Raw genomic sequence first — 17356 nt, forward strand, 5'->3', positions numbered from 1 at the left:
CGCGGCGCGCGTCAGCCCGAGCCGGAATGCCCGCCCGGCAACGGCGCACGGGCCAGCGCCGCATCGACGGGCGGCAGGTCGATCCGTTCCGGATCGAGTATCTTCCAGCGGCCGTCGATCAGCCCTTCGAGCGGGTGGAAGTTCGCCTTGTAGGCCATCTTCGGACTCTCGCGGATCCAGTAGCCGAGGTACACGTAGGGCAGGCCGAGGCTCTTCGCCTGCTCGATCTGCCACAGGATGTTGTAGGTGCCGTAGCTCGTGTGCCGGTCGTCGGGCTCGAAGAACGTGTAGACGGACGACAGCCCGTCGCCGAGGATGTCGATCATGCTGACCATGCGCAGCTTCCCGGGCTCGCCGCCCGGGGCGTCGAGGTCGCGGAATTCGACGAGGCGCGAGTTGATCCGGCTCTGCAGCAGGAATTGCTCGTACTGGTCGCGGCTGTCGCGATCCATGCCGCCGCCCGCGTGGCGCGCGGACTGGTAGCGCATGTAGAGCGCGTAGTGCTCTTCGTCGTAGTGCAGCGGCGAAACCGTCGCGACCAGCGTGCGATGCCGCTTCCACATCCGGCGCTGCGTACGCGACGGCGCGAACGCGGCGACGGGGACGCGCACCGGCACGCAGGCACGGCAGCCGTCGCAGTACGGACGATACGTGAAGACGCCCGAGCGCCGGAAGCCGGCCTTCACGAGCTCGGTGTAGATGTCGGAGTTGATCAGGTGGCTCGGCGTCGCGACTTGCGAGCGCGCGACGCGGCCGTCCAGATAGCTGCACGGATAGGGCGCCGTTGCATAGAATTGCAGCGCCGAAAGCGGTGAAAGCGGCAGCTCAGTCGGGTGAGTCATGGGCAGCTCTCGTTGCAGGGAGGGAGTGCCGCGCTAGCGCTCGATCCCGGAGGGGGCCGCCGTTTCGGCGCGGCCCGTCAGCGCGGCGAGCACGCGCTTGTCGAACTGCCACGGAATCGGCGGTTCGGCTACCGCGCTGCGCACGTGAGCGACAAAGGCCTTGCGTGCGATCTCGCGGCCGCCGAGCGACGCTAGATGCGACGTATTCTGCTGGCAGTCTATCATTTCCAGCCCCTGCTCGCGAAGGTGCGCGACGAGCGCGGCCAGCGCGATTTTCGACGCATCGGTCGCGTCCGCGTACATCGATTCGCCGAAAAACATCCGCCCGAACGACACGCCGTACAGGCCGCCGACGCGCCGCCCGTCGTGCCACGTCTCGATGCTGTGCGCGTTGCCGGAGCGGTAGAGCGACGTGTACGCGTCGATGATCTCGGCCGTGATCCACGTGCCGCGCTGCCCGCGACGCGGCGCCTGCGCGCACGCGCGCATCACGCCCGGAAAGTCGTGGTCGACGCGCACTTCCCATTCGGGCTCGCGCAGCACGCGCTTCAGCGTCTTGCGCAGCGAAGGCGACACCTTGAATTCGGCCGGCACGAGGATCATGCGCGGGTCGGGGCTCCACCACAGCACGGGCTGGCCGTCCGAATACCACGGGAAGATGCCGCGCAGGTACGCGTCGATGAGGCGCGAGGGCAGCAGGTCGGCGCTCGCGGCGAGCAGCCCGGGCGCGCCGGTCGCGGGACCGAGCGCGCGTTCGATGGGCGGAAACGGATCGTCCGGGCCGAGCCAGGGGACCATGGGGCGGGGGCTCAGCCGTTGCGCAGCGAGCGGAAGATATCGCCGGTGTGCACGCCGTAGTCGCCCGCGGCGCGATCGGCGAAGAAGAATCGCAGGGTCTGGCTGACGGTCGGGAACGCGATTTCGTCCCACGGGATGTCGGCTTCGTCGAACAGCTTCACTTCGAGGCTTTCCTCGCCGGCCTCGAACGCCGGATCGGTGAGCCGCGCGAGGTAGAACAGGTGAACCTGGTGCACGTGCGGCACGTTGAGCAGCGTGAACAGGTTCTGCACCTCGACGCGCGCGCCGGCTTCCTCGAGCGTTTCGCGCGCGGCGGCTTCGGCCGTCGTCTCGCCCATTTCCATGAAGCCCGCGGGCAGCGTCCAGAACCCGTAGCGCGGTTCGATCGCGCGGCGGCACAGCAGGATCTGATCGCCCCAGACCGGAACCGTGCCGACGACGTTGCGCGGATTCTGGTAGTGGATCGTGCCGCAGTGATCGCAGATGAAGCGCTCGCGGTTGTCGCCCGGAGGAATGCGCGCGATGACTTCGTGACCGCAGACGGAGCAGAATTTCATGTCGAATGGAAGGGACGAGGTGATGCGAGTGTATCACCGGGGCGCGGCATTCTTGAACGCCTGCGCGTGCAGGCCGCGTGTCGCGCGAAGCGGGACGGGGCCTGCGGCGGAAAAACAAAAAGCCCGGCGTGGAGCCGGGCTTTTTGCGTAATTCTGGACGGTTGGTTGCGGGGGTAGGATTTGAACCTACGACCTTCGGGTTATGAGCCCGACGAGCTGCCAGACTGCTCCACCCCGCGTCCGTCGAAGAAATGAATTATAAGGAGTAACCCGAATGCGTGCAAGCGGTTTCTGACAATTTCTTGTCGCTGCTTGTGGGGCCGGTACGGCGGGTGCGTGCGCTAGAATCGAGCGGTTTGTTTCGTTTCTTCGGCAGCGCGGCCGTGCGCGATCGCTTCGGCGCTGTTGCGACTCTCATTACTGTATCGACGGATTCATGGACATCGCTCACGATCTGCAATCGATCGGCGCGCAGGAACAGGCGCTCGTATTTCCCCATTTCGACCCGGCCCGCGCATGGGCGCTCGGCAACCGGATGCACGCGCTCGCGACGTCGCGCGGCCATGCGATCGCGATCGACATCGTCACGTTCGGCCAGCCGCTGTTCTACGCGGCGCTGGCTGGCGCCACGCCCGACAATGCCGACTGGGTACGCCGCAAGCGCAACGTCGTCGCCCATTTCCGCCGGAGCTCGTACGCGATCGGCCTGCGCATGCAGCAGGCCGGCGCGACGCTCGCCGACAAGCACGGGCTGCCGATCGCCGAATATTCGCCGCACGGCGGCTCGTTCCCGCTGACCGTCGCCGGTGCCGGCGTGATCGGCTCGATCACCGCGTCGGGGCTCCCGCAGCGCGCGGACCACGAATTCGTCGTCGAGGCGCTGTGTGCCGAGCTCGGCCACGACTACGCCGTGCTGGCCCTCGCAAGGAGCTGAGCGATGCAGCTTCCCGGTTACGCCTGGCTCGCGATCGCGATCGTCGCGGAAGTGATCGGCACGTCGGCGCTGCGCGCGGCGGACGGCTTTACGCGCCTCTGGCCGTCGTTGCTGGTCGTGGCCGGTTATGGCATCGCGTTCTACTGCCTGTCGATCACGTTGCGCACGATGCCCGTCGGCATCATCTATGCCGTCTGGTCGGGCGCGGGCATCGTGCTGATCACGCTCGTCGCGATGCTGCTCTATCGCCAGGTGCCGGACCTGCCGGCCGTGATCGGCCTCGGCCTGATCATCGCCGGCGTCGTGGTGCTGAACCTGTTCTCGAAGATGCAGGCGCACTGAGCGTGCGACTGCCATTTGCCGGATGACTCTCATGACCGATTCCACTTCCGCTGCCGTTTCCGCCGAATCCACTCAGCCCGACGTGCGCGCGACTGTCGCGAACCGCATCGGCTTTCTCGAACTGACCCGGCCGAAGGCGCTGAACGCGCTGTCGGTCGGCATGATCCGGCTGATGCAGCAGGCGCTCGACGCGTGGCGCGACGATCCGGAAGTCGTCGCGGTCGTCGTGCACAGCCCGCATCCGCGCGCGTTCTGCGCGGGCGGTGACGTGCGCTTCTTCCACGATGCGTGGCAGCGCGGCGACCGCGATGCGGTCGACACGTTCTTCATCGAGGAATACACGCTCAACCACACGATCTTCACCTATCCGAAGCCTTATATCGCGCTGATGCACGGTGTCGTGATGGGCGGCGGCATGGGGATTTCGCAGGCGGCGCGGCATACGGGCGGCCTGCGGGTCGTGACCGACTCGACGAAGATGGCGATGCCTGAAACCCGTATCGGCCTGTTCCCGGACGTCGGGATGAGCTGGTTCCTCGCACGCACGCCCGGCGCGCTCGGCCGCTATCTCGCCGTGACCGGCGCGACGCTCGACGCGGCCGGCGCGCTGTACGCGCAGCTCGCCGACGTCTATCTGCCCGATGCCGCACTGCCGGCGCTGCTCGATACGCTGCGCAGCGCGCGCATCGACAGCGGCGAGCAGGCGGTCGCGTGCGTGGCCGACGCGGCGGCCGCACACAAGGTCGTGCCGACGCCCGACACGTCGGCGCTGGCCGACGCGCGTGCCGGAATCGACCGGCATTTCGCGCAGCCGGACATCGGCGCGATCCTCGCGTCGCTCGACGCCGAGCCGGATTGCGCGGCCGTCGACGGTTGGGTCGAGAAGGCGACCCACGCGATGCGCGAACAGTTGTCGCCGCTGTCGATGGCCGTATCGCTGGAAGTCGTCGAACGTGCGCGCGGGGCAACGATGGCCGATTGCCTGCGGCGCGATCTCGATCTCACGCGCTCGACGTTCGCGCGCGGCGACGTGATCGAAGGCGTGCGCGCGCTGATCGTCGACAAGGACCACCAGCCGGCCTGGCGTTTCAAGTCGTCCGCCGATATCGACCGCGCGGACGTGCTCGCGATGTTCGACAGCCCGTGGACGCCGGACACGCATCCGCTGCGGAAACTGCAGGACTGACGTCGGTTGGATTGACCGAAGCGCGCGCCGGAAACGACAAGGCCGCCTGCACGAGCAGGCGGCCTTTTGCATGGGTGTCGACCGGTGCGCGGCGAAGGGTGCAGCGCGCTTGCCGCCGCGTTATTCGTCGCCCGCGTCGTCCGACATGAACGCGCGCATGAACACGAGGGCGCCGAAGCCCCATACTGCGTTCGCCGCGAAGCCGGCCGCGAGCACGGGCATCATGTTGCCCGACGGCCAGATGCCGCGCAGCGGATCGATCGCGAACACGCGGGCGGCCGTCAGCACGATGCCGCCGAACACCAGCGCGCCGATCCACGAGGCCTCGCGCTCCGGCGAGACGCGCAGCAGCCATGCCATCGGGATCGCGCAGCACGCGCTGATCAGCGCATTCGCGACAAATTCAGGAATGCCGAGCGGCGCGAACGGCTGCGTGGAGAAGCCGGTTGCGGCGATCAGGTCGGCCGTATGAAGGAGGGCGAGCGTGGCTTCGCGGAAGAACAGGGCGGCCAGGAAGCCGGACAGGAATGGCAGGATGACTTTCTGCATCGATGAGTGCACCGCAGGCGCGCACGGCCGGGGCCGTCCGCGCGGAGTTATTCGGATAGGTGCGCCATTATAGGGCCCGCCCGCCGCGATATTCGCTCCAGCGTCGTGCTAATCACGAAAGCGGAAAACCTAAGCTCAAAAAAATCGTTCCAAAGCCCTGCGCCGATCCCTAGACTGATTTCCCAGAAACAGCCGTGCAATCGCGTCCTCGCCCGCTGCACGGCCTGACCGGCGAGCCATCCCGATTCGAACGCACACCATGCATGCGCCGCGCATCCGCGACGCGAGCAGGGCGGTGTCTTTTTCAAATTCCGGCAAGGACAGTCAAGCAGGAGCAGCAGATGAATGTGTTCTGGTTTATCCCCACGCACGGCGACAGCCGCTACCTCGGTACGGCCGAAGGTGCGCGCGCCGCGGATTACGATTACTTCAAGCAGGTCGCGGTAGCGGCCGATACGCTCGGCTACGAGGGCGTGCTGCTGCCGACCGGCCGTTCCTGCGAGGATGCGTGGGTCGTTGCGTCGAGCCTCATCCCGGCGACGCAGCGCCTGAAATTCCTGGTCGCGATCCGTCCCGGCATCGCATCGCCGGGGCTGTCGGCGCGGATGGCCGCGACGTTCGACCGCCTGTCGGGCGGCCGCCTGCTGATCAACGTCGTGACGGGCGGCGATGCCGCCGAGCTCGAAGGCGACGGCCTGTTCGCGGATCACGACACGCGCTATGAAATCACCGACGACTTCCTGAACATCTGGCGCGGGCTGCTGTCCGCGTCGCACGACAACGGCGGGTTCGACTACATCGGCAAGCATCTGCAGTCGAAGGGCGGCAAGGCACTGTATCCGCCCGTGCAGCGTCCGCATCCGCCGCTGTGGTTCGGCGGCTCGTCGCCGGCTGCGCACCAGATCGCGGCCGATCACATCGACACCTACCTGACCTGGGGCGAGCCGCCCGAGGCCGTCGCGAAGAAGATCGCCGATATTCGCGCCCGCGCCGAGGCGCGCGGCCGCAAGATCAAGTTCGGCATTCGTCTGCACGTGATCGTGCGCGAGACCGAGGACGAAGCCTGGCGCGACGCCGAGCGCCTGATCAGCCGCCTCGACGACGAAACCATCGCACGCGCGCAGAAGGCGTTCGCGAACATGGATTCGGAAGGCCAGCGCCGGATGGCCGCGCTGCACGGCGGCAAGCGCGGCGGCCGCGAGGCGCTCGAGGTGTACCCGAACCTGTGGGCCGGCGTCGGCCTCGTGCGCGGCGGCGCGGGCACCGCGCTCGTCGGCAACCCGGAGCAGGTCGCCGAGCGCATGCGCGAATACGCGGATCTCGGCATCGAGACCTTCATCCTGTCCGGCTATCCGCACCTGGAGGAGTCGTACCGTTTCGCGGAACTCGTATTCCCGCTGATCAAGGGCAACGGCGCGGCGAAGGCGACCGGCCCGCTGTCGGGCCCGTTCGGCGAAATCGTCGGCAACAGCTATCTGCCGAAAGCGGCCCAGAGCTGAGCGACAGGAGGCCTGCGATGACAACGAAAACGTCGACGACGGGCGCGGCCCTGGCCGCCCGCGCATGGCGCGGCGTCGCGCCGTGGCTCGTGCCGCTCGCGCTGCTGGCGGCATGGGAAGTCGGCGCGCGCATCGGCTGGCTGTCGACCCGCGTGCTGCCCGAACCCGTGGCGGTCGTGCGAGCGGCCTGGTCGCTCGTGACGTCGGGTGAAATGTGGGCGAACGTGAAGGTCAGCACGTGGCGCGCGCTGTTCGGTTTCGCGATCGGCGGCGGCGTCGGCCTCGCGCTGGGGCTCGCGACCGGCTTGTCGAAGGCGGCCGAGGTCGCGCTCGATTCGACGATCCAGATGATCCGCAACATCCCGGCGCTCGCGATGATTCCGCTCGTGATCCTGTGGTTCGGCATCGACGAGAAGGCGAAGCTGTTCCTCGTTGCGCTCGGGGTGTTCTTCCCGGTCTATATCAACACGTATCACGGGATCCGCTCGGTCGACGCGAACCTGATCGAGATGGCGAAGAGCTACGGCGTACGTGGCTTTGCGCTGTACCGCGACGTGATCCTGCCCGGTGCGTTGCCGTCGATTCTCGTCGGCGTGCGCTTTGCGCTCGGGCTGATGTGGGTGATGCTGATCGTCGCGGAAACGATCTCCGCGCAGTCGGGCATCGGCTACATGACGATGAACGCGCGTGAATTCCTGCAAACCGACGTGGTGGTGGTCGGCATCCTGCTGTACGCGGTGCTCGGCAAGCTGGCCGACGTGCTGGCGAAATGGCTCGAGCGCGTGACGCTGCGCTGGCACCCCGCTTATCAATCAGGAGCAAAGGCATGAATGCGACGACTTCGGCGGCCGCCTACGGCCCGCTTGCCGGCGCAGACCTCGAGGCCGAACTGGCGCAGGCGCGTGTCGCGGACGGTGACGCGCGGGACGCAGCGGTTCTCGAACGTGACGCCAGTGCCTCCGTCGTTCCGCTCGCGCGGCGACGGCCAGGAAGCCCGGCAATCGACGATGCCGTGACGCTGTCGGGTGTCAGCAAGCGCTTCGGGGCACGCACGGTGCTCGACAACGTCGAGCTCGGCATCGCGCGCGGCAGTTTCGTCGCGATCGTCGGCCGCAGCGGTTGCGGGAAATCGACGCTGCTGCGTCTCGTCGCGGGACTCGAGCAGCCGAGCAGCGGCACGCTCGAAACGCGCGGCGAGGGCGGCGGCGAACTCGATACGCGGATCATGTACCAGGACGCGCGCCTGCTGCCGTGGAAGACCGTGCTGCAGAACGTGATGCTGGGCCTCGGTCGCGGCGCGCGCGACCAGGCACGCGCGGTGCTCGATGAAGTCGGCCTGCTGGAACGCGCGAACGACTGGCCCGCGCAACTGTCGGGCGGCCAGCGGCAGCGTGTCGCGCTGGCCCGTGCGCTCGTGCACCGGCCCCAACTGTTGTTGCTCGACGAGCCGCTCGGCGCGCTCGACGCGCTGACCCGCATCGAGATGCATGCGCTGATCGAGCGGTTGTGGCGCGAGCATCGATTTACCGCGCTCCTCGTTACGCACGACGTGCAGGAGGCCGTCGCGCTTGGCGACCGCATCCTGCTCATCGAGCAGGGGCGGGTGGCGCTGGATCAGCCGGTGCCGCTCGACCGGCCGCGCGCCCGCGCATCGGCCGCGTTTGCGGCGCTCGAGGATCGCGTGCTGAAACGCGTGCTCGCCGGCGGGCCCGGTGCGGCCGACCACGACGCACCGCATGAGGCAGACAACGTTCGACCGGTCGGGCAGATCCGCTGGGCCGTTTAATTCCGGGCGGCAGCGGCCGCCCGTTCTGAGATCTTTTTCTTCGGAGCGATCAACCTGATGAGCATCACTGCAATCAACGTACGTAACCAGTTCAAGGGCAAGGTCAAGGAGATCATTCGCGGATCGGTGGTCTCCGAGGTCGACGTCGAGACGCCGTTCGGCATCGTCACGTCGGTGATCACGACCCGTTCGGTTGACGAACTCGAACTGAAGGTGGGTGCGGAAGTCGTCGCGCTCGTGAAATCGACCGAAGTCTCGATCGCGCGCCTCTGAGCCCGCGTGTGCTGCACCGGCGCGGCGCCGCGGGCAACCTGCCCGTTGGCGCCGCCCGGCATTGGCGCAGCGCGTTTGCCTTGGTATTCGACGTCCGGACGAAGTGCTAGGATGGAGCGACACCGATGCCGGAGGCCAACGCATGACCCCCATCCTTTCCCCCGAAGCCATCGAGGCACTGAAATGGATCGACCAGTTCGGTGAAAGCCGGCCGGTTCCCGCCGTGTTCGACGACGTCGTCTACGCGTTGCTGAACGAGGGGCTGATCTACCAGGCGGCGGCCGACCGGGTCGACCTGACGGCCGATGGCAAATCCTTTTTATCCGACGAATACGATTGAGCGCACGGCGCCGGCCGCTCGGGCGGCCTGGCGCTGCGTCGCCACGGAGCGTGCGATGGAACCGAGAGGCAGCGACCTCGGCGATTTCAGCGAGCCGTACCGCGGCTTCGAGATCGAGGTGAAGACCGAGCAGGTCTGGGACGGCGAGCATGCGCATTACCGCGTGCTGCAGGGCGACGCGGTGCGGATCGACTGGCGGCTCGTCAAGGTCGACGGGATGCTGCTGACCGAACGGCGCGTGATCGAGCGCGTGCTCGACGAGGCCCGGCGGGCGGTCGATGCGGAACTGGGCGAGGGGTAGCACGCGTGCCGGGCAGGCATGGCCCGTGTTGCGGTAAAATACCGGGTTGTTTCCGCGCCGCCTGGCCTGTTGCCCGAAATCCATGTCCGTACCGTCTTCATTTCCTCCCCGCCGCGTATCCGTCGCGCCCATGCTGGACTGGACCGACCGCCATTGCCGGTCGTTCCACCGTACGCTGACGCGCGACACGTGGCTGTATACGGAGATGATCACGACGGGTGCGTTGCTGTTCGGCGATGCCCAGCGGCATCTCGCGTTCACGCCGAACGAATCGCCGGTCGCGCTGCAGCTGGGCGGCAGCGAGCGGGACGATCTCGCGCGCGCGGCGAAGCTCGGCGAGCAGTGGGGCTACGACGAAATCAACCTGAATTGCGGATGCCCGTCCGAGCGCGTGCAGCGCGGCGCGTTCGGCGCGTGCCTGATGAACGAGCCGCAACTCGTTGCCGACTGCGTGAAGGCGATGCGCGATGCGGTGTCGGTGCCGGTCACGGTCAAGCACCGGATCGGGGTCGACGCGGTCGAGGACTACGCGTTCGTGCGCGACTTCGTCGGTACGGTGGCCGAGGCTGGCTGCGAAACGTTCGTCGTGCATGCGCGCAATGCGATCCTGAAGGGGCTGTCGCCGAAGGAGAATCGTGAGATCCCGCCGCTCAAGTACGACTATGCGTATCAGCTGAAGCGCGATTTTCCGTCGCTCGAGATCGTCATCAACGGCGGTATCACGACCCTCGACGAGGTTGCGCAGCATCTCGAGCATGTCGATGGCGTGATGCTTGGCCGTGAGGCGTATCACAACCCGTACGTGCTCGCGGAGGTGGATACGCGCTTCTACGGCTCGACCGCGGCGGTGCCGACGCGCGAAGAGGCCGAGGCGAAGCTGATCGAATACTGTGCGGCCGAACTGAAGCGCGGGACCTACCTCGGCGCGATCGTGCGGCACGCGCTCGGACTGTATCGCGGCATGCCCGGCGCACGCGGCTGGCGTCGTGTGCTGTCCGACAACAAGAAGCTCGCGCGTGCTGATCTGGCCGTATTCGACGAGGCGCGCGCGCATCTGAACGAGGCCGAAGAAGTTTTTGAAAAAAAAGCTTTGCAAGATTCAAAAGTGTTCGTATAATCTTGTTCTTCGCTGCTGAAACACAAAAGCAGCGAAGAACAAAAAGCAGTAACAGTGGTGGCTGTAGCTCAGTTGGTAGAGTCCAGGATTGTGATTCCTGTCGTCGTGGGTTCGAGTCCCATCAGCCACCCCACAGAATTCCAAGCGGTATCAAGTTGTTAAAGACGGCACTGTCCCAAAAGACAGTGCCGTTTTTGTTTTGGCATTCCACAAAATGGAATTCACAGCGCTTTCCGATTTTGTTTCGGTCGTACACCGTGCGGTCGTCGCCGGGTTCGCATGCAGGTCGGGCAGGGCGCCGCGCTCGCTCTGATGTTGGGGCGTAATACGCGCGCAAGTCATGGAATGCGAATCGACCGGCAATGACCTTCGCCTCGATCGTTTCGCTCATCAACTTCCCTCGGCATCCCTTGAATCCGTCGCGCGTGTAGTGCGTGCCGCACTTTGGCGTGAACACGGACAGGCATTCCTTCATGCCGAATCGCCCCCAACCGATCGGGGCGTGCCGCGAGCGTTGGCGTGATTTCGAACTGCTCGATTACCTTGCGGCGCATCTTTCGGCACTGCATTGCGCGCTTCACGCGAATGTGACCGGCCTCGCGGTTGCGCGAGGTCGATGCATTCGATCTTGCGGTTTCCGGCGAGCGGAGCATTCGAACGCAGGGCGATTGCGCGGATCGCGCACTTGGGCGTTCCCTTCGATTCCTTCCCCGGATAGCACGCGCGAGGCGATGCACGTCGCGCTCGACAGCTCGAATGGGGTAACAGTGGTGCGAGTGTCGACCGGCTAAGCGAGTGCTTTCGATCGACACAAGGCGGTCGAGACGCGGAAACGCCCCGCCAACGGCGGAAATACCGCAACCGCCTCCGCTACGAGTGCCGTTCCCGCGATGACTGATTTGGCTGGCCTATGACAAACGCCCAGTGTAATTTTTTGCCGGGCGTGATTGAATATGTGCTGACAGGACGGCTACACCGTCAATAAAAAGTATGGCCGGGGAAAATATGAGAACGAGAGTATTGGGGGCGTTTGCAATTGCTTGGATACTGACGGGTGTCATGTTTGCTGTCGATTTCGCGACCATGGGCCGATTTGGGCTGTCCCTCATTCACGAGTGGTATCTGCAATCGGTCGAGACGTGCGTCATGACGCTACTGATCTGCGGTGTCTTGGTCGGCATCGGACGTATCCCGCGCTATCGGGAAATTGCCGAAAAACTTCGTTGTCGGGATATCGCGCTCTCGGTCCTTTGCTTTCGGACCGTCACGATGAATGCGCAGGCGGCAGTGATTGCGACGTATATCGGGGCGGCCGTCAGCCGTCCCGAGATCCAGGATGCACTTCTGGCATGGGAGCAATCGTTCGGATTCGATTGGTTGAAAAGCTACCAATGGGTCGTGCGTTACGAGGTTATTCAGCAAGTACTTTTGTTTGCATATAAAACCATTTCGTATCAGATGGTCTTGTTGTGCTTTTTATTCGGACTGTTGCGCCGAAAGCAAGAGCTTTGCGAGATGATGCTGATATTCGTGATTTCGCTGATATTCGTCGTTGCGATTTCGACGTGGTATCCGGCGGCGAGTGCATTCCCGTACTTCGGTATTAGTGATTCCGGGCCGGCGTCTCACCTTTCTGATTATTTCAGTGCCAGAAGTGGGGTGCCGATCGTGATGAATCCCATGGCGATGCAGGGAATCGTTTCGTTACCGTCATTTCATGCAGTCGTCGCGGTAATGTTGATCTACGTCACACGTAATCTTCGCTTCATTTTTCCCGTCGCGCTTGCGCTCAATTCGGTCATGCTGGTATCGACGTTCTCGGTAGGTGGTCATTACCTGGCAGATATCGGTGCCGGCGTGATCGTGGGCATCGTGACGATATGGCTGGTGCGTCGCTGGTTCTTGGGATATGAAATCGCGCGGCGACCGCTCCTGACGGGACGCTGAATCAACCTTTCCACCGTCTGCATGCTTGCGCCACGCGCTGAAGCTGACACGGGCTGGTACCTGCGCGTCGAACTTCTTCCATCAAAAAAGCGTAGTCAGCGATAGCTGGACAGCGCTCGTCGTCACCGATCAACCACATTGCTCGCGATCCCCGCCTGAGCCGTTCGAGCGTTTCTAAAAACCACCCACGACCACAAAGCGCCACCCGCCACCTTTGCGACGAACTGCAATGCGGCGATCGTCGGAAACACTGCCCCGAACGCAATCAGCGGAAAGACGATGGAGTCGACAGCCGCACCCGCGACGTTCGCACCGTTGGCGCGCGCCAGTATCGGAAAGCGACGTGCGAGTTGAAACACGATTGCACTTGCTACGGCCGCCGAACCGAACGCCACGAGAGACGCGAGGGCGATTTCCTTTGCAGCCGGATTGAGCGCGTAACTGACAACGCCAGCGGCCGCGATCAACGCAAGCATCCTTGACCAAAGCGCGCGGCCGCGCCAGTCCAGGTGGAGTCGGTCTCGAATCGCGAGATCGAGTCCGATCAGAAAGAACGCGATGATCGGTGTAGCAGCTGGTCCGAAATGAGCGACCATCAGGTTCGCGACAGCGACTGCTGCGATATAGATCAAGACGTACATGATTCCCCTGCAATGAAGAGTGCGCGCTGCGTCGATTCGGAGCCGAAGTTTGCCATACATGGCCGATTGAACGGAGTGGTGCTTTGCTACGAGCAAGCCGGGTGGAGCTTCGCACGGTTGGTAGTCGGCCAGCGTTGCGAGCGACAGGATATCGTCACTGTGTCGCCGGTTTTCATCAATGGATCTTCGACACGAGATTGGATGGCCGTATCCCGCCGACATGATGTTGCGAAGTTTCCTGTCCCAGCTAAGGTTCTCGCGCCCCATGCCGTTATCTTCCATGGACAGCCCTCGTGCCTCGAATGCTGATCCGTTTTCTTGCCTGCTCGCGTTCCGCGTGAGCAGGCTTTTTTCGTTTACGGCCGCGTTTTGCGTATGAATGGCGGAATGGGACAGGGACTTGGCGTGAACCGACAGCGCGCAACAGTCTTACATTGGTGTAATGTGTCGGCTTCCTCGTGCCCTCATGCTTTGCAGGGCCGTTCGATCCCGACGACCAATGATGGTGTCGGGATTTTTTTTGCCTGCATCCCGTTGCACGGGCAACGAGTTGCAGCGACGCCCGGTGGGCAGGCGCTGACGCGATCGCGTCAGGCGTGAAGAAGGCGGGCGCTGGCGGACGTCACGACCCGGTGCTTGGCCTGTTGCTCGACTGCCTGCACGTCCATCCTTCGCATCACGGAAGCGGCATGGGCAAGCGCATGATCGAAGTCGTTCGTACCTGGGCGCGCACGATTGGCGTGGACAAGGTCCACCTGAAGGTGCTGGAGGACAACGAACGCGCGATCGGTTTCTATGAACACAACGGATGGCAACTGGCGGGCATCGAGACGAGCCGCATCGGCCAGACGGAGGTCACGGACCGGATCTATGCGATACAGGCGTAGCGGCCTGGCGACATCCGAGCGAACGGTCGCACGATGTGCGGCCGTCGCCGGGCGCAAGCCGAACGGAGTCCGTCGCTACTCGCCGCAGTACCGCACGAGCAAATCGGCTTCCGTCTCGTGCACCTCGACGGGCAGGGTCGTTGCGCCTGCATAGGCCAGATAGCGTGCGCGATGCTGGCCGTTGCGGAACGACGCGACGCCGACTTTCGACAGGCCGGGGATGCCGAGCAGCGTTCGCGTTCTCGTCTCGCGAAACGTGATGTACGGCATGTCCGCAATCCTGTCCTGTTCAGGATCGAGGAATTCGCGAATGCCCGCGGCTTTTCCAGGGGCCCAGTACAGAACAGAGGGCAACACATAGTCCGTCGTGTCTCGGTCGGCACATGCCAGCAGTTTCGTCAGGTCGATCGTCACGACCCGATGGCGCGTATCGTCAGACGAGAACACCCGCTTGAGGTGCGTATAGGCATAGGGTGTGTGCCCGGGAAGCTGGATAACCCAGACTTCTACGCCATTTTCCTGTGCGTGGGCGAGTGCCATTGTTTCCTCTGATGTCGCAAGCGGCCTTATTGATTCCAGTTTAGCAGCGCGATTGCAGCGGCGAGGCGGGACAATACCCGAAATAGGAAATCGGAGCGATTCGCGGCAGAACCTGAACAACGAGCAAAACCGCGGAGAGGAAGGGTGGGGCAATCGCATGCGGTCATGTGTCGGCGATCGATATCGACAGGTCACGAGAATATCGCGATACTGCCCGCGGACGTGATGCACCGCGCGAATTTCATCGAAGATTCATACAGTGTCGGGGAACCCGGGGCGCGGCTCATCGTAAGTACAGCGCTGGCAGATTGACCGGAGAAAAACCATGTCGTCGAAACTTGAAATCGAGTACCTCGATTACTGTTTCACCGCGAGGCTCGAAATCAGGGCGTCCGGGCGGACAGGTGTGGTCGACTGGCATCTCGAATCCGATTCGCGAAGCAAGACGCTTGCGTGGATCGTGTTCGATCGCTTTCTCGAGCGGCATGATTTCGTCGATGAAGAGGATGCGCGTGCCAACATCGTCGACTGGCTGGAGCGGCTGGCCGATCCGAGGTCGGGCGCGCCGGTCGAAATGGCGAAGGCGAACGCGGTTGCTGCCGGGGCGGTGGCGATGGGCGTATCGACCACATCGACTGCCGAAATCGTCGGCGAAACCGTCATCGATATCGCGGGCGAACTCGACTGGATAGAGATGGTCGCAGAATGGCTTTTCAGCTGACCGTCACGATGACGAAACCCGCTTGTCATGACGCGAGTCACGGCGTTCGCAAAATTCGGTTTCGAAAAAATCGGTGCAAGAAAATGAAACCAGAATCGTGTCGATCGGAAAAATAGAATAAACCTGCTTTGACAACGCCTGCGACTTACCGGAGACTGGGCCCGGGCTGAAAATATCCGATTGAATTAAAACAAAATAAAACTCCAGACATGAAAAGAAGAACGCTGTTGACGGCGGGCGCGATCGTTGTCGCTGCCGGCCTGGCAGGCTGCACTGCCATGCTGTTCGAAGACGGCCATTACGAAGAGACAGTCGACCGATTCCTCGTCAGCGAGGACGGCAAGCAATTCGTCGTGCTCGGCAAGAAATATCACTACATCTTCGATATGCCGGCGCATCTCGGCGCGGTGCTGGCATCGCCTTACCGGAAATCGATCGAGGCGTCGCTATCTGGGTTCGTCGCGCAGGGCAGCAAGATTTCGGGCGAATTCTCGCTGCGGCTCCACCGCGATCACATGACCGATGAGGACTGGAATCGTGCGCTGGAGGACGGCTTCACGAAGCTCGGAGACTGGGATCTGGGGATGAAGGGTGAACTGGCCGGATCGCGCTATCTCGCCGATGGTTTTGCGCAGGGCAAGACATGGTCGTCGTTTGCGCATTCGTACAAGATCCCGGTCACCGACCACATCACGACGGCGGGCAAGGCCGTGCGCGTGCTCGCGACGCCTGTCACGCTCGCGGCCGACGGCGTGATGATGATCGGGGCCGTGGTGCTGTCGCCCATCATCGTGGTGATGCTCGCGCCGGTCGCGGGCGTTGCGCTTGGACCGTGACGCGATCCGCGCGGCACGCGGGCGAACCAATTGCTGCGGCATTGTCACCAAATGGTGAGTTGCCGCACAGATCGTTGCGCGACCCACGCTCACAATTTGGTCGGTTGACCGTTCTTCCCCGGCCCGGTCAACCGTTTCCCCGCTCGCTCGCGCAGGAGCGGGGGCTTTTTGCCCGTCCGACGTGGGAAGGCTGCGTCGACGGAACCGGACAGGCGTCCGGCGGGCGGCGTGAGCGCATCGATTGCGCACCCCGGCATCCGTTCGCCTGATCCGCACGAATCGCTTTCCTCGTGCCTGGGCGAACCCTCAGGCCCATCGCCGGTTTCGGCCGGTGATGCCTTGGTCCCGGCGGCGCGCAAGCAGGCCGCCGGGATATTTTTTGCGCCGGATGCGTTGCATCACGTGTCGCACAGCGGGCAGGTCGACTCGCTCAGCCAGCCTGTTCGACGCTGGTTTCCCATCCGTCGTAATCCCCTCCGAGTGCACGCACTTCGTGGTTGATCGCGATCGTATGGCGCGTGATGTCGGCCAGCGCCATGGTGCCTTCATGCGAAAACCGGACCGCCGACTTGCCGTCCTCGGTGGGCGCCACCGATTCGACCGGATAGCCTTTCGATTCGGCCCAGTCCGCGAACTGATGCGCGTCGCTCGGGTCGGGGAAGTACGCCCAGTGCATCACGCGCCGGCTTACGTCGCTGGCGTCGCCTTTCTTCCGCAATTCGTCCAGCACGCGCATGTCGCGCATGATCAACCAGTCGTCATCGGTCGGGTAGAGCGTCTGCCAGTACGCTTCCTTGTCCGGATCGTCCTGATGCGCGTACTGAAGGGCGTAAGTCGTCTGATCGGCCAGCGCGTCGACGATCTCCGCCGCTGCTTCTTCATCGAACGGCACGTAGAAAAGGAAATCGCGGTGGCCGTCGACGGTGATGCGGCCCACCTGCACGCCGCCTTTCGCAGTAATCGTGGCGTCGAGCAGATCCTCGATCGTTGCGAGGTCGGCGAATTCGTCGCCGCTCGGCAGGCCTTCCGGTGTCGGATGCGCAAAGGGCACGCGCACGCTGAGCAGCGACGTGCGCGGATCGCCCTCGGCGAGTTCGGCAAAGCTGTGGTTGAAGCTGATGAAAGCCTGATGGTCGCCCATTCTGGCAGGGAAGGTTCCCCAGGCGTCGGTCATGTGTTTCTCCCGTGCACGATTGTCTGTTGACGGTTGTAAAGCGTCCCAATGTATCATCGAAAATCACGTGGGCCGGAGAAGCGCGC

General features: G+C 63.9%; 21 protein-coding genes, 2 tRNA genes and 1 pseudogene. 15 read left to right on the forward strand and 9 right to left on the reverse strand.

Features of this window, described 5'->3' with window-relative positions; translation table 11 throughout:
• Positions 1-11 precede the first annotated feature (11 nt).
• The 4 genes from CFB39_RS08275 to CFB39_RS08290 form a co-directional block, all read right to left on the reverse strand.
• Positions 12-842 (reverse strand): arginyltransferase, encoded by an 831-nt coding sequence (locus tag CFB39_RS08275; protein WP_089425267.1) that lies wholly within the window; start codon positions 840-842, stop codon positions 12-14.
• Between the two features lie 33 nt (positions 843-875).
• The gene (aat, locus tag CFB39_RS08280; protein WP_069247864.1) at positions 876-1640 is read right to left on the reverse strand and encodes a leucyl/phenylalanyl-tRNA--protein transferase; all 765 of its coding nucleotides are present in this window, start codon (positions 1638-1640) and stop codon (positions 876-878) included.
• An 11-nt stretch (positions 1641-1651) separates the two neighbouring features.
• Positions 1652-2197, reverse strand: a complete 546-nt coding sequence (locus tag CFB39_RS08285; protein WP_089425269.1) for an NUDIX hydrolase — start codon at positions 2195-2197, stop codon at positions 1652-1654.
• A gap of 162 nt (positions 2198-2359) precedes the next feature.
• A tRNA-Met gene (locus tag CFB39_RS08290) sits at positions 2360-2436 on the reverse strand.
• Positions 2437-2633: 197 nt separating this feature from the next.
• Here CFB39_RS08290 and CFB39_RS08295 point away from each other — a divergent pair.
• From CFB39_RS08295 to CFB39_RS08305, 3 genes are read left to right on the forward strand one after another with little or no spacing between them, the layout of a single operon-like run.
• A complete protein-coding gene (locus CFB39_RS08295; protein ID WP_011351856.1) occupies positions 2634-3131 on the forward strand; it encodes a heme-degrading domain-containing protein in 498 nt (165 codons plus the stop codon).
• Between the two features lie 3 nt (positions 3132-3134).
• The gene (locus tag CFB39_RS08300; RefSeq protein WP_039358831.1) at positions 3135-3473 is read left to right on the forward strand and encodes a multidrug efflux SMR transporter; all 339 of its coding nucleotides are present in this window, start codon (positions 3135-3137) and stop codon (positions 3471-3473) included.
• Positions 3474-3504: 31 nt separating this feature from the next.
• Entirely contained in the window at positions 3505-4659 is a 1155-nt protein-coding gene (locus CFB39_RS08305) for an enoyl-CoA hydratase/isomerase family protein (RefSeq protein WP_089472700.1), read from the forward strand.
• Positions 4660-4779: 120 nt separating this feature from the next.
• Here CFB39_RS08305 and CFB39_RS08310 read toward each other — a convergent pair whose 3' ends face one another.
• Positions 4780-5208: a hypothetical protein gene (locus CFB39_RS08310; RefSeq protein WP_006484223.1), complete on the reverse strand. Its 429-nt coding sequence runs from the start codon at positions 5206-5208 to the stop codon at positions 4780-4782.
• 341 nt (positions 5209-5549) lie between these two features.
• Between CFB39_RS08310 and ssuD the strand changes: the two genes are divergently transcribed.
• The 8 genes from ssuD to CFB39_RS08350 all read left to right on the forward strand — a co-directional run bounded on the left by ssuD (position 5550) and on the right by CFB39_RS08350 (position 10657).
• The gene (gene ssuD, locus CFB39_RS08315; RefSeq protein ID WP_059496210.1) at positions 5550-6707 is read left to right on the forward strand and encodes an FMNH2-dependent alkanesulfonate monooxygenase; all 1158 of its coding nucleotides are present in this window, start codon (positions 5550-5552) and stop codon (positions 6705-6707) included.
• Between the two features lie 17 nt (positions 6708-6724).
• On the forward strand, positions 6725-7537 hold the full coding sequence (ssuC, locus tag CFB39_RS08320) for an aliphatic sulfonate ABC transporter permease SsuC (RefSeq protein ID WP_039358823.1): 813 nt from the start codon (positions 6725-6727) through the stop codon (positions 7535-7537).
• On the forward strand, positions 7534-8493 hold the full coding sequence (locus CFB39_RS08325) for an ATP-binding cassette domain-containing protein (protein WP_089472701.1): 960 nt from the start codon (positions 7534-7536) through the stop codon (positions 8491-8493). Before ssuC ends, CFB39_RS08325 begins: the two co-directional genes overlap by 4 nt.
• Before the next feature lie 57 nt (positions 8494-8550).
• Positions 8551-8766, forward strand: coding sequence for a molybdopterin-binding protein (locus CFB39_RS08330; protein WP_006476104.1), 216 nt, complete (start codon positions 8551-8553; stop codon positions 8764-8766).
• Between the two features lie 142 nt (positions 8767-8908).
• A complete protein-coding gene (locus CFB39_RS08335; protein ID WP_089425274.1) occupies positions 8909-9106 on the forward strand; it encodes a hypothetical protein in 198 nt (65 codons plus the stop codon).
• A 55-nt stretch (positions 9107-9161) separates the two neighbouring features.
• Positions 9162-9407 (forward strand): hypothetical protein, encoded by a 246-nt coding sequence (locus CFB39_RS08340; RefSeq protein WP_089425275.1) that lies wholly within the window; start codon positions 9162-9164, stop codon positions 9405-9407.
• 130 nt (positions 9408-9537) lie between these two features.
• Positions 9538-10524, forward strand: a complete 987-nt coding sequence (dusA, locus tag CFB39_RS08345) for a tRNA dihydrouridine(20/20a) synthase DusA (protein ID WP_071334403.1) — start codon at positions 9538-9540, stop codon at positions 10522-10524.
• A gap of 57 nt (positions 10525-10581) precedes the next feature.
• Positions 10582-10657: transfer RNA gene (locus tag CFB39_RS08350), tRNA-His, on the forward strand.
• On the opposite strand, the gene CFB39_RS40735 is transcribed toward CFB39_RS08350, so the two are convergent.
• Positions 10646-10915 (reverse strand): hypothetical protein, encoded by a 270-nt coding sequence (locus CFB39_RS40735; protein ID WP_256991369.1) that lies wholly within the window; start codon positions 10913-10915, stop codon positions 10646-10648. The genes CFB39_RS08350 and CFB39_RS40735 overlap by 12 nt on opposite strands.
• A gap of 755 nt (positions 10916-11670) precedes the next feature.
• Here CFB39_RS40735 and CFB39_RS08360 point away from each other — a divergent pair.
• A complete protein-coding gene (locus CFB39_RS08360) occupies positions 11671-12471 on the forward strand; it encodes a phosphatase PAP2 family protein (protein ID WP_179257653.1) in 801 nt (266 codons plus the stop codon).
• A gap of 122 nt (positions 12472-12593) precedes the next feature.
• Here the strand turns inward: CFB39_RS08360 and CFB39_RS40740 are convergent, their stop codons facing one another.
• Entirely contained in the window at positions 12594-13394 is an 801-nt protein-coding gene (locus tag CFB39_RS40740; RefSeq protein WP_256991370.1) for a VUT family protein, read from the reverse strand.
• Positions 13395-13738: 344 nt separating this feature from the next.
• Between CFB39_RS40740 and CFB39_RS08370 the strand changes: the two are divergent.
• Positions 13739-13999 (forward strand): annotated as a pseudogene (locus tag CFB39_RS08370) (GNAT family N-acetyltransferase); the annotation flags it as partial.
• A 75-nt stretch (positions 14000-14074) separates the two neighbouring features.
• Here CFB39_RS08370 and CFB39_RS08375 read toward each other — a convergent pair.
• Positions 14075-14539, reverse strand: a complete 465-nt coding sequence (locus CFB39_RS08375) for a hypothetical protein (protein WP_089472705.1) — start codon at positions 14537-14539, stop codon at positions 14075-14077.
• Between the two features lie 325 nt (positions 14540-14864).
• On the opposite strand from CFB39_RS08375, the gene CFB39_RS08380 reads away from it, so the two are divergent.
• Positions 14865-15260: a hypothetical protein gene (locus CFB39_RS08380; protein WP_089472706.1), complete on the forward strand. Its 396-nt coding sequence runs from the start codon at positions 14865-14867 to the stop codon at positions 15258-15260.
• Between the two features lie 278 nt (positions 15261-15538).
• Positions 15539-16096 carry a hypothetical protein gene (locus CFB39_RS08385; protein WP_256991372.1) on the forward strand — a complete coding sequence of 186 codons (558 nt, stop codon included), beginning with the start codon at positions 15539-15541 and terminating at the stop codon, positions 16094-16096.
• Positions 16097-16526: 430 nt separating this feature from the next.
• Here the strand turns inward: CFB39_RS08385 and CFB39_RS08390 are convergent, their stop codons facing one another.
• Positions 16527-17270 (reverse strand): DUF695 domain-containing protein, encoded by a 744-nt coding sequence (locus CFB39_RS08390; RefSeq protein ID WP_089472708.1) that lies wholly within the window; start codon positions 17268-17270, stop codon positions 16527-16529.
• Positions 17271-17356 lie beyond the last annotated feature (86 nt).

Origin of the sequence: Burkholderia sp. AU6039 (assembly GCF_002223365.1) — a bacterium.
In the GTDB taxonomy this organism is placed as follows: Bacteria; Pseudomonadota; Gammaproteobacteria; order Burkholderiales; family Burkholderiaceae; genus Burkholderia.

Excerpts from the sequence above, each read along its gene's own strand:
- CFB39_RS08375 (WP_089472705.1), bottom strand. The coding sequence starts at position 14,539 with ATGGCACTCGCCCACGCACAGGAAAATGGCGTAGAAGTCTGGGTTATC.
- CFB39_RS08390 (WP_089472708.1), bottom strand. The coding sequence starts at position 17,270 with ATGACCGACGCCTGGGGAACCTTCCCTGCCAGAATGGGCGACCATCAG.
- dusA (WP_071334403.1), top strand. The coding sequence starts at position 9,538 with ATGCTGGACTGGACCGACCGCCATTGCCGGTCGTTCCACCGTACGCTG.
- CFB39_RS08385 (WP_256991372.1), top strand. The coding sequence starts at position 15,539 with ATGCTGTTCGAAGACGGCCATTACGAAGAGACAGTCGACCGATTCCTC.
- CFB39_RS08330 (WP_006476104.1), top strand. The coding sequence starts at position 8,551 with ATGAGCATCACTGCAATCAACGTACGTAACCAGTTCAAGGGCAAGGTC.
- CFB39_RS40740 (WP_256991370.1), bottom strand. The coding sequence starts at position 13,394 with ATGGAAGATAACGGCATGGGGCGCGAGAACCTTAGCTGGGACAGGAAA.
- CFB39_RS08310 (WP_006484223.1), bottom strand. The coding sequence starts at position 5,208 with ATGCAGAAAGTCATCCTGCCATTCCTGTCCGGCTTCCTGGCCGCCCTG.
- CFB39_RS08275 (WP_089425267.1), bottom strand. The coding sequence starts at position 842 with ATGACTCACCCGACTGAGCTGCCGCTTTCACCGCTTTCGGCGCTGCAA.
- CFB39_RS08305 (WP_089472700.1), top strand. The coding sequence starts at position 3,505 with ATGACCGATTCCACTTCCGCTGCCGTTTCCGCCGAATCCACTCAGCCC.
- aat (WP_069247864.1), bottom strand. The coding sequence starts at position 1,640 with ATGGTCCCCTGGCTCGGCCCGGACGATCCGTTTCCGCCCATCGAACGC.
- ssuD (WP_059496210.1), top strand. The coding sequence starts at position 5,550 with ATGAATGTGTTCTGGTTTATCCCCACGCACGGCGACAGCCGCTACCTC.
- CFB39_RS08340 (WP_089425275.1), top strand. The coding sequence starts at position 9,162 with ATGGAACCGAGAGGCAGCGACCTCGGCGATTTCAGCGAGCCGTACCGC.
- CFB39_RS08380 (WP_089472706.1), top strand. The coding sequence starts at position 14,865 with ATGTCGTCGAAACTTGAAATCGAGTACCTCGATTACTGTTTCACCGCG.
- CFB39_RS08285 (WP_089425269.1), bottom strand. The coding sequence starts at position 2,197 with ATGAAATTCTGCTCCGTCTGCGGTCACGAAGTCATCGCGCGCATTCCT.
- CFB39_RS08300 (WP_039358831.1), top strand. The coding sequence starts at position 3,135 with ATGCAGCTTCCCGGTTACGCCTGGCTCGCGATCGCGATCGTCGCGGAA.
- CFB39_RS08295 (WP_011351856.1), top strand. The coding sequence starts at position 2,634 with ATGGACATCGCTCACGATCTGCAATCGATCGGCGCGCAGGAACAGGCG.
- CFB39_RS08325 (WP_089472701.1), top strand. The coding sequence starts at position 7,534 with ATGAATGCGACGACTTCGGCGGCCGCCTACGGCCCGCTTGCCGGCGCA.
- CFB39_RS40735 (WP_256991369.1), bottom strand. The coding sequence starts at position 10,915 with ATGAGCGAAACGATCGAGGCGAAGGTCATTGCCGGTCGATTCGCATTC.
- CFB39_RS08335 (WP_089425274.1), top strand. The coding sequence starts at position 8,909 with ATGACCCCCATCCTTTCCCCCGAAGCCATCGAGGCACTGAAATGGATC.
- CFB39_RS08360 (WP_179257653.1), top strand. The coding sequence starts at position 11,671 with ATGACGCTACTGATCTGCGGTGTCTTGGTCGGCATCGGACGTATCCCG.
- ssuC (WP_039358823.1), top strand. The coding sequence starts at position 6,725 with ATGACAACGAAAACGTCGACGACGGGCGCGGCCCTGGCCGCCCGCGCA.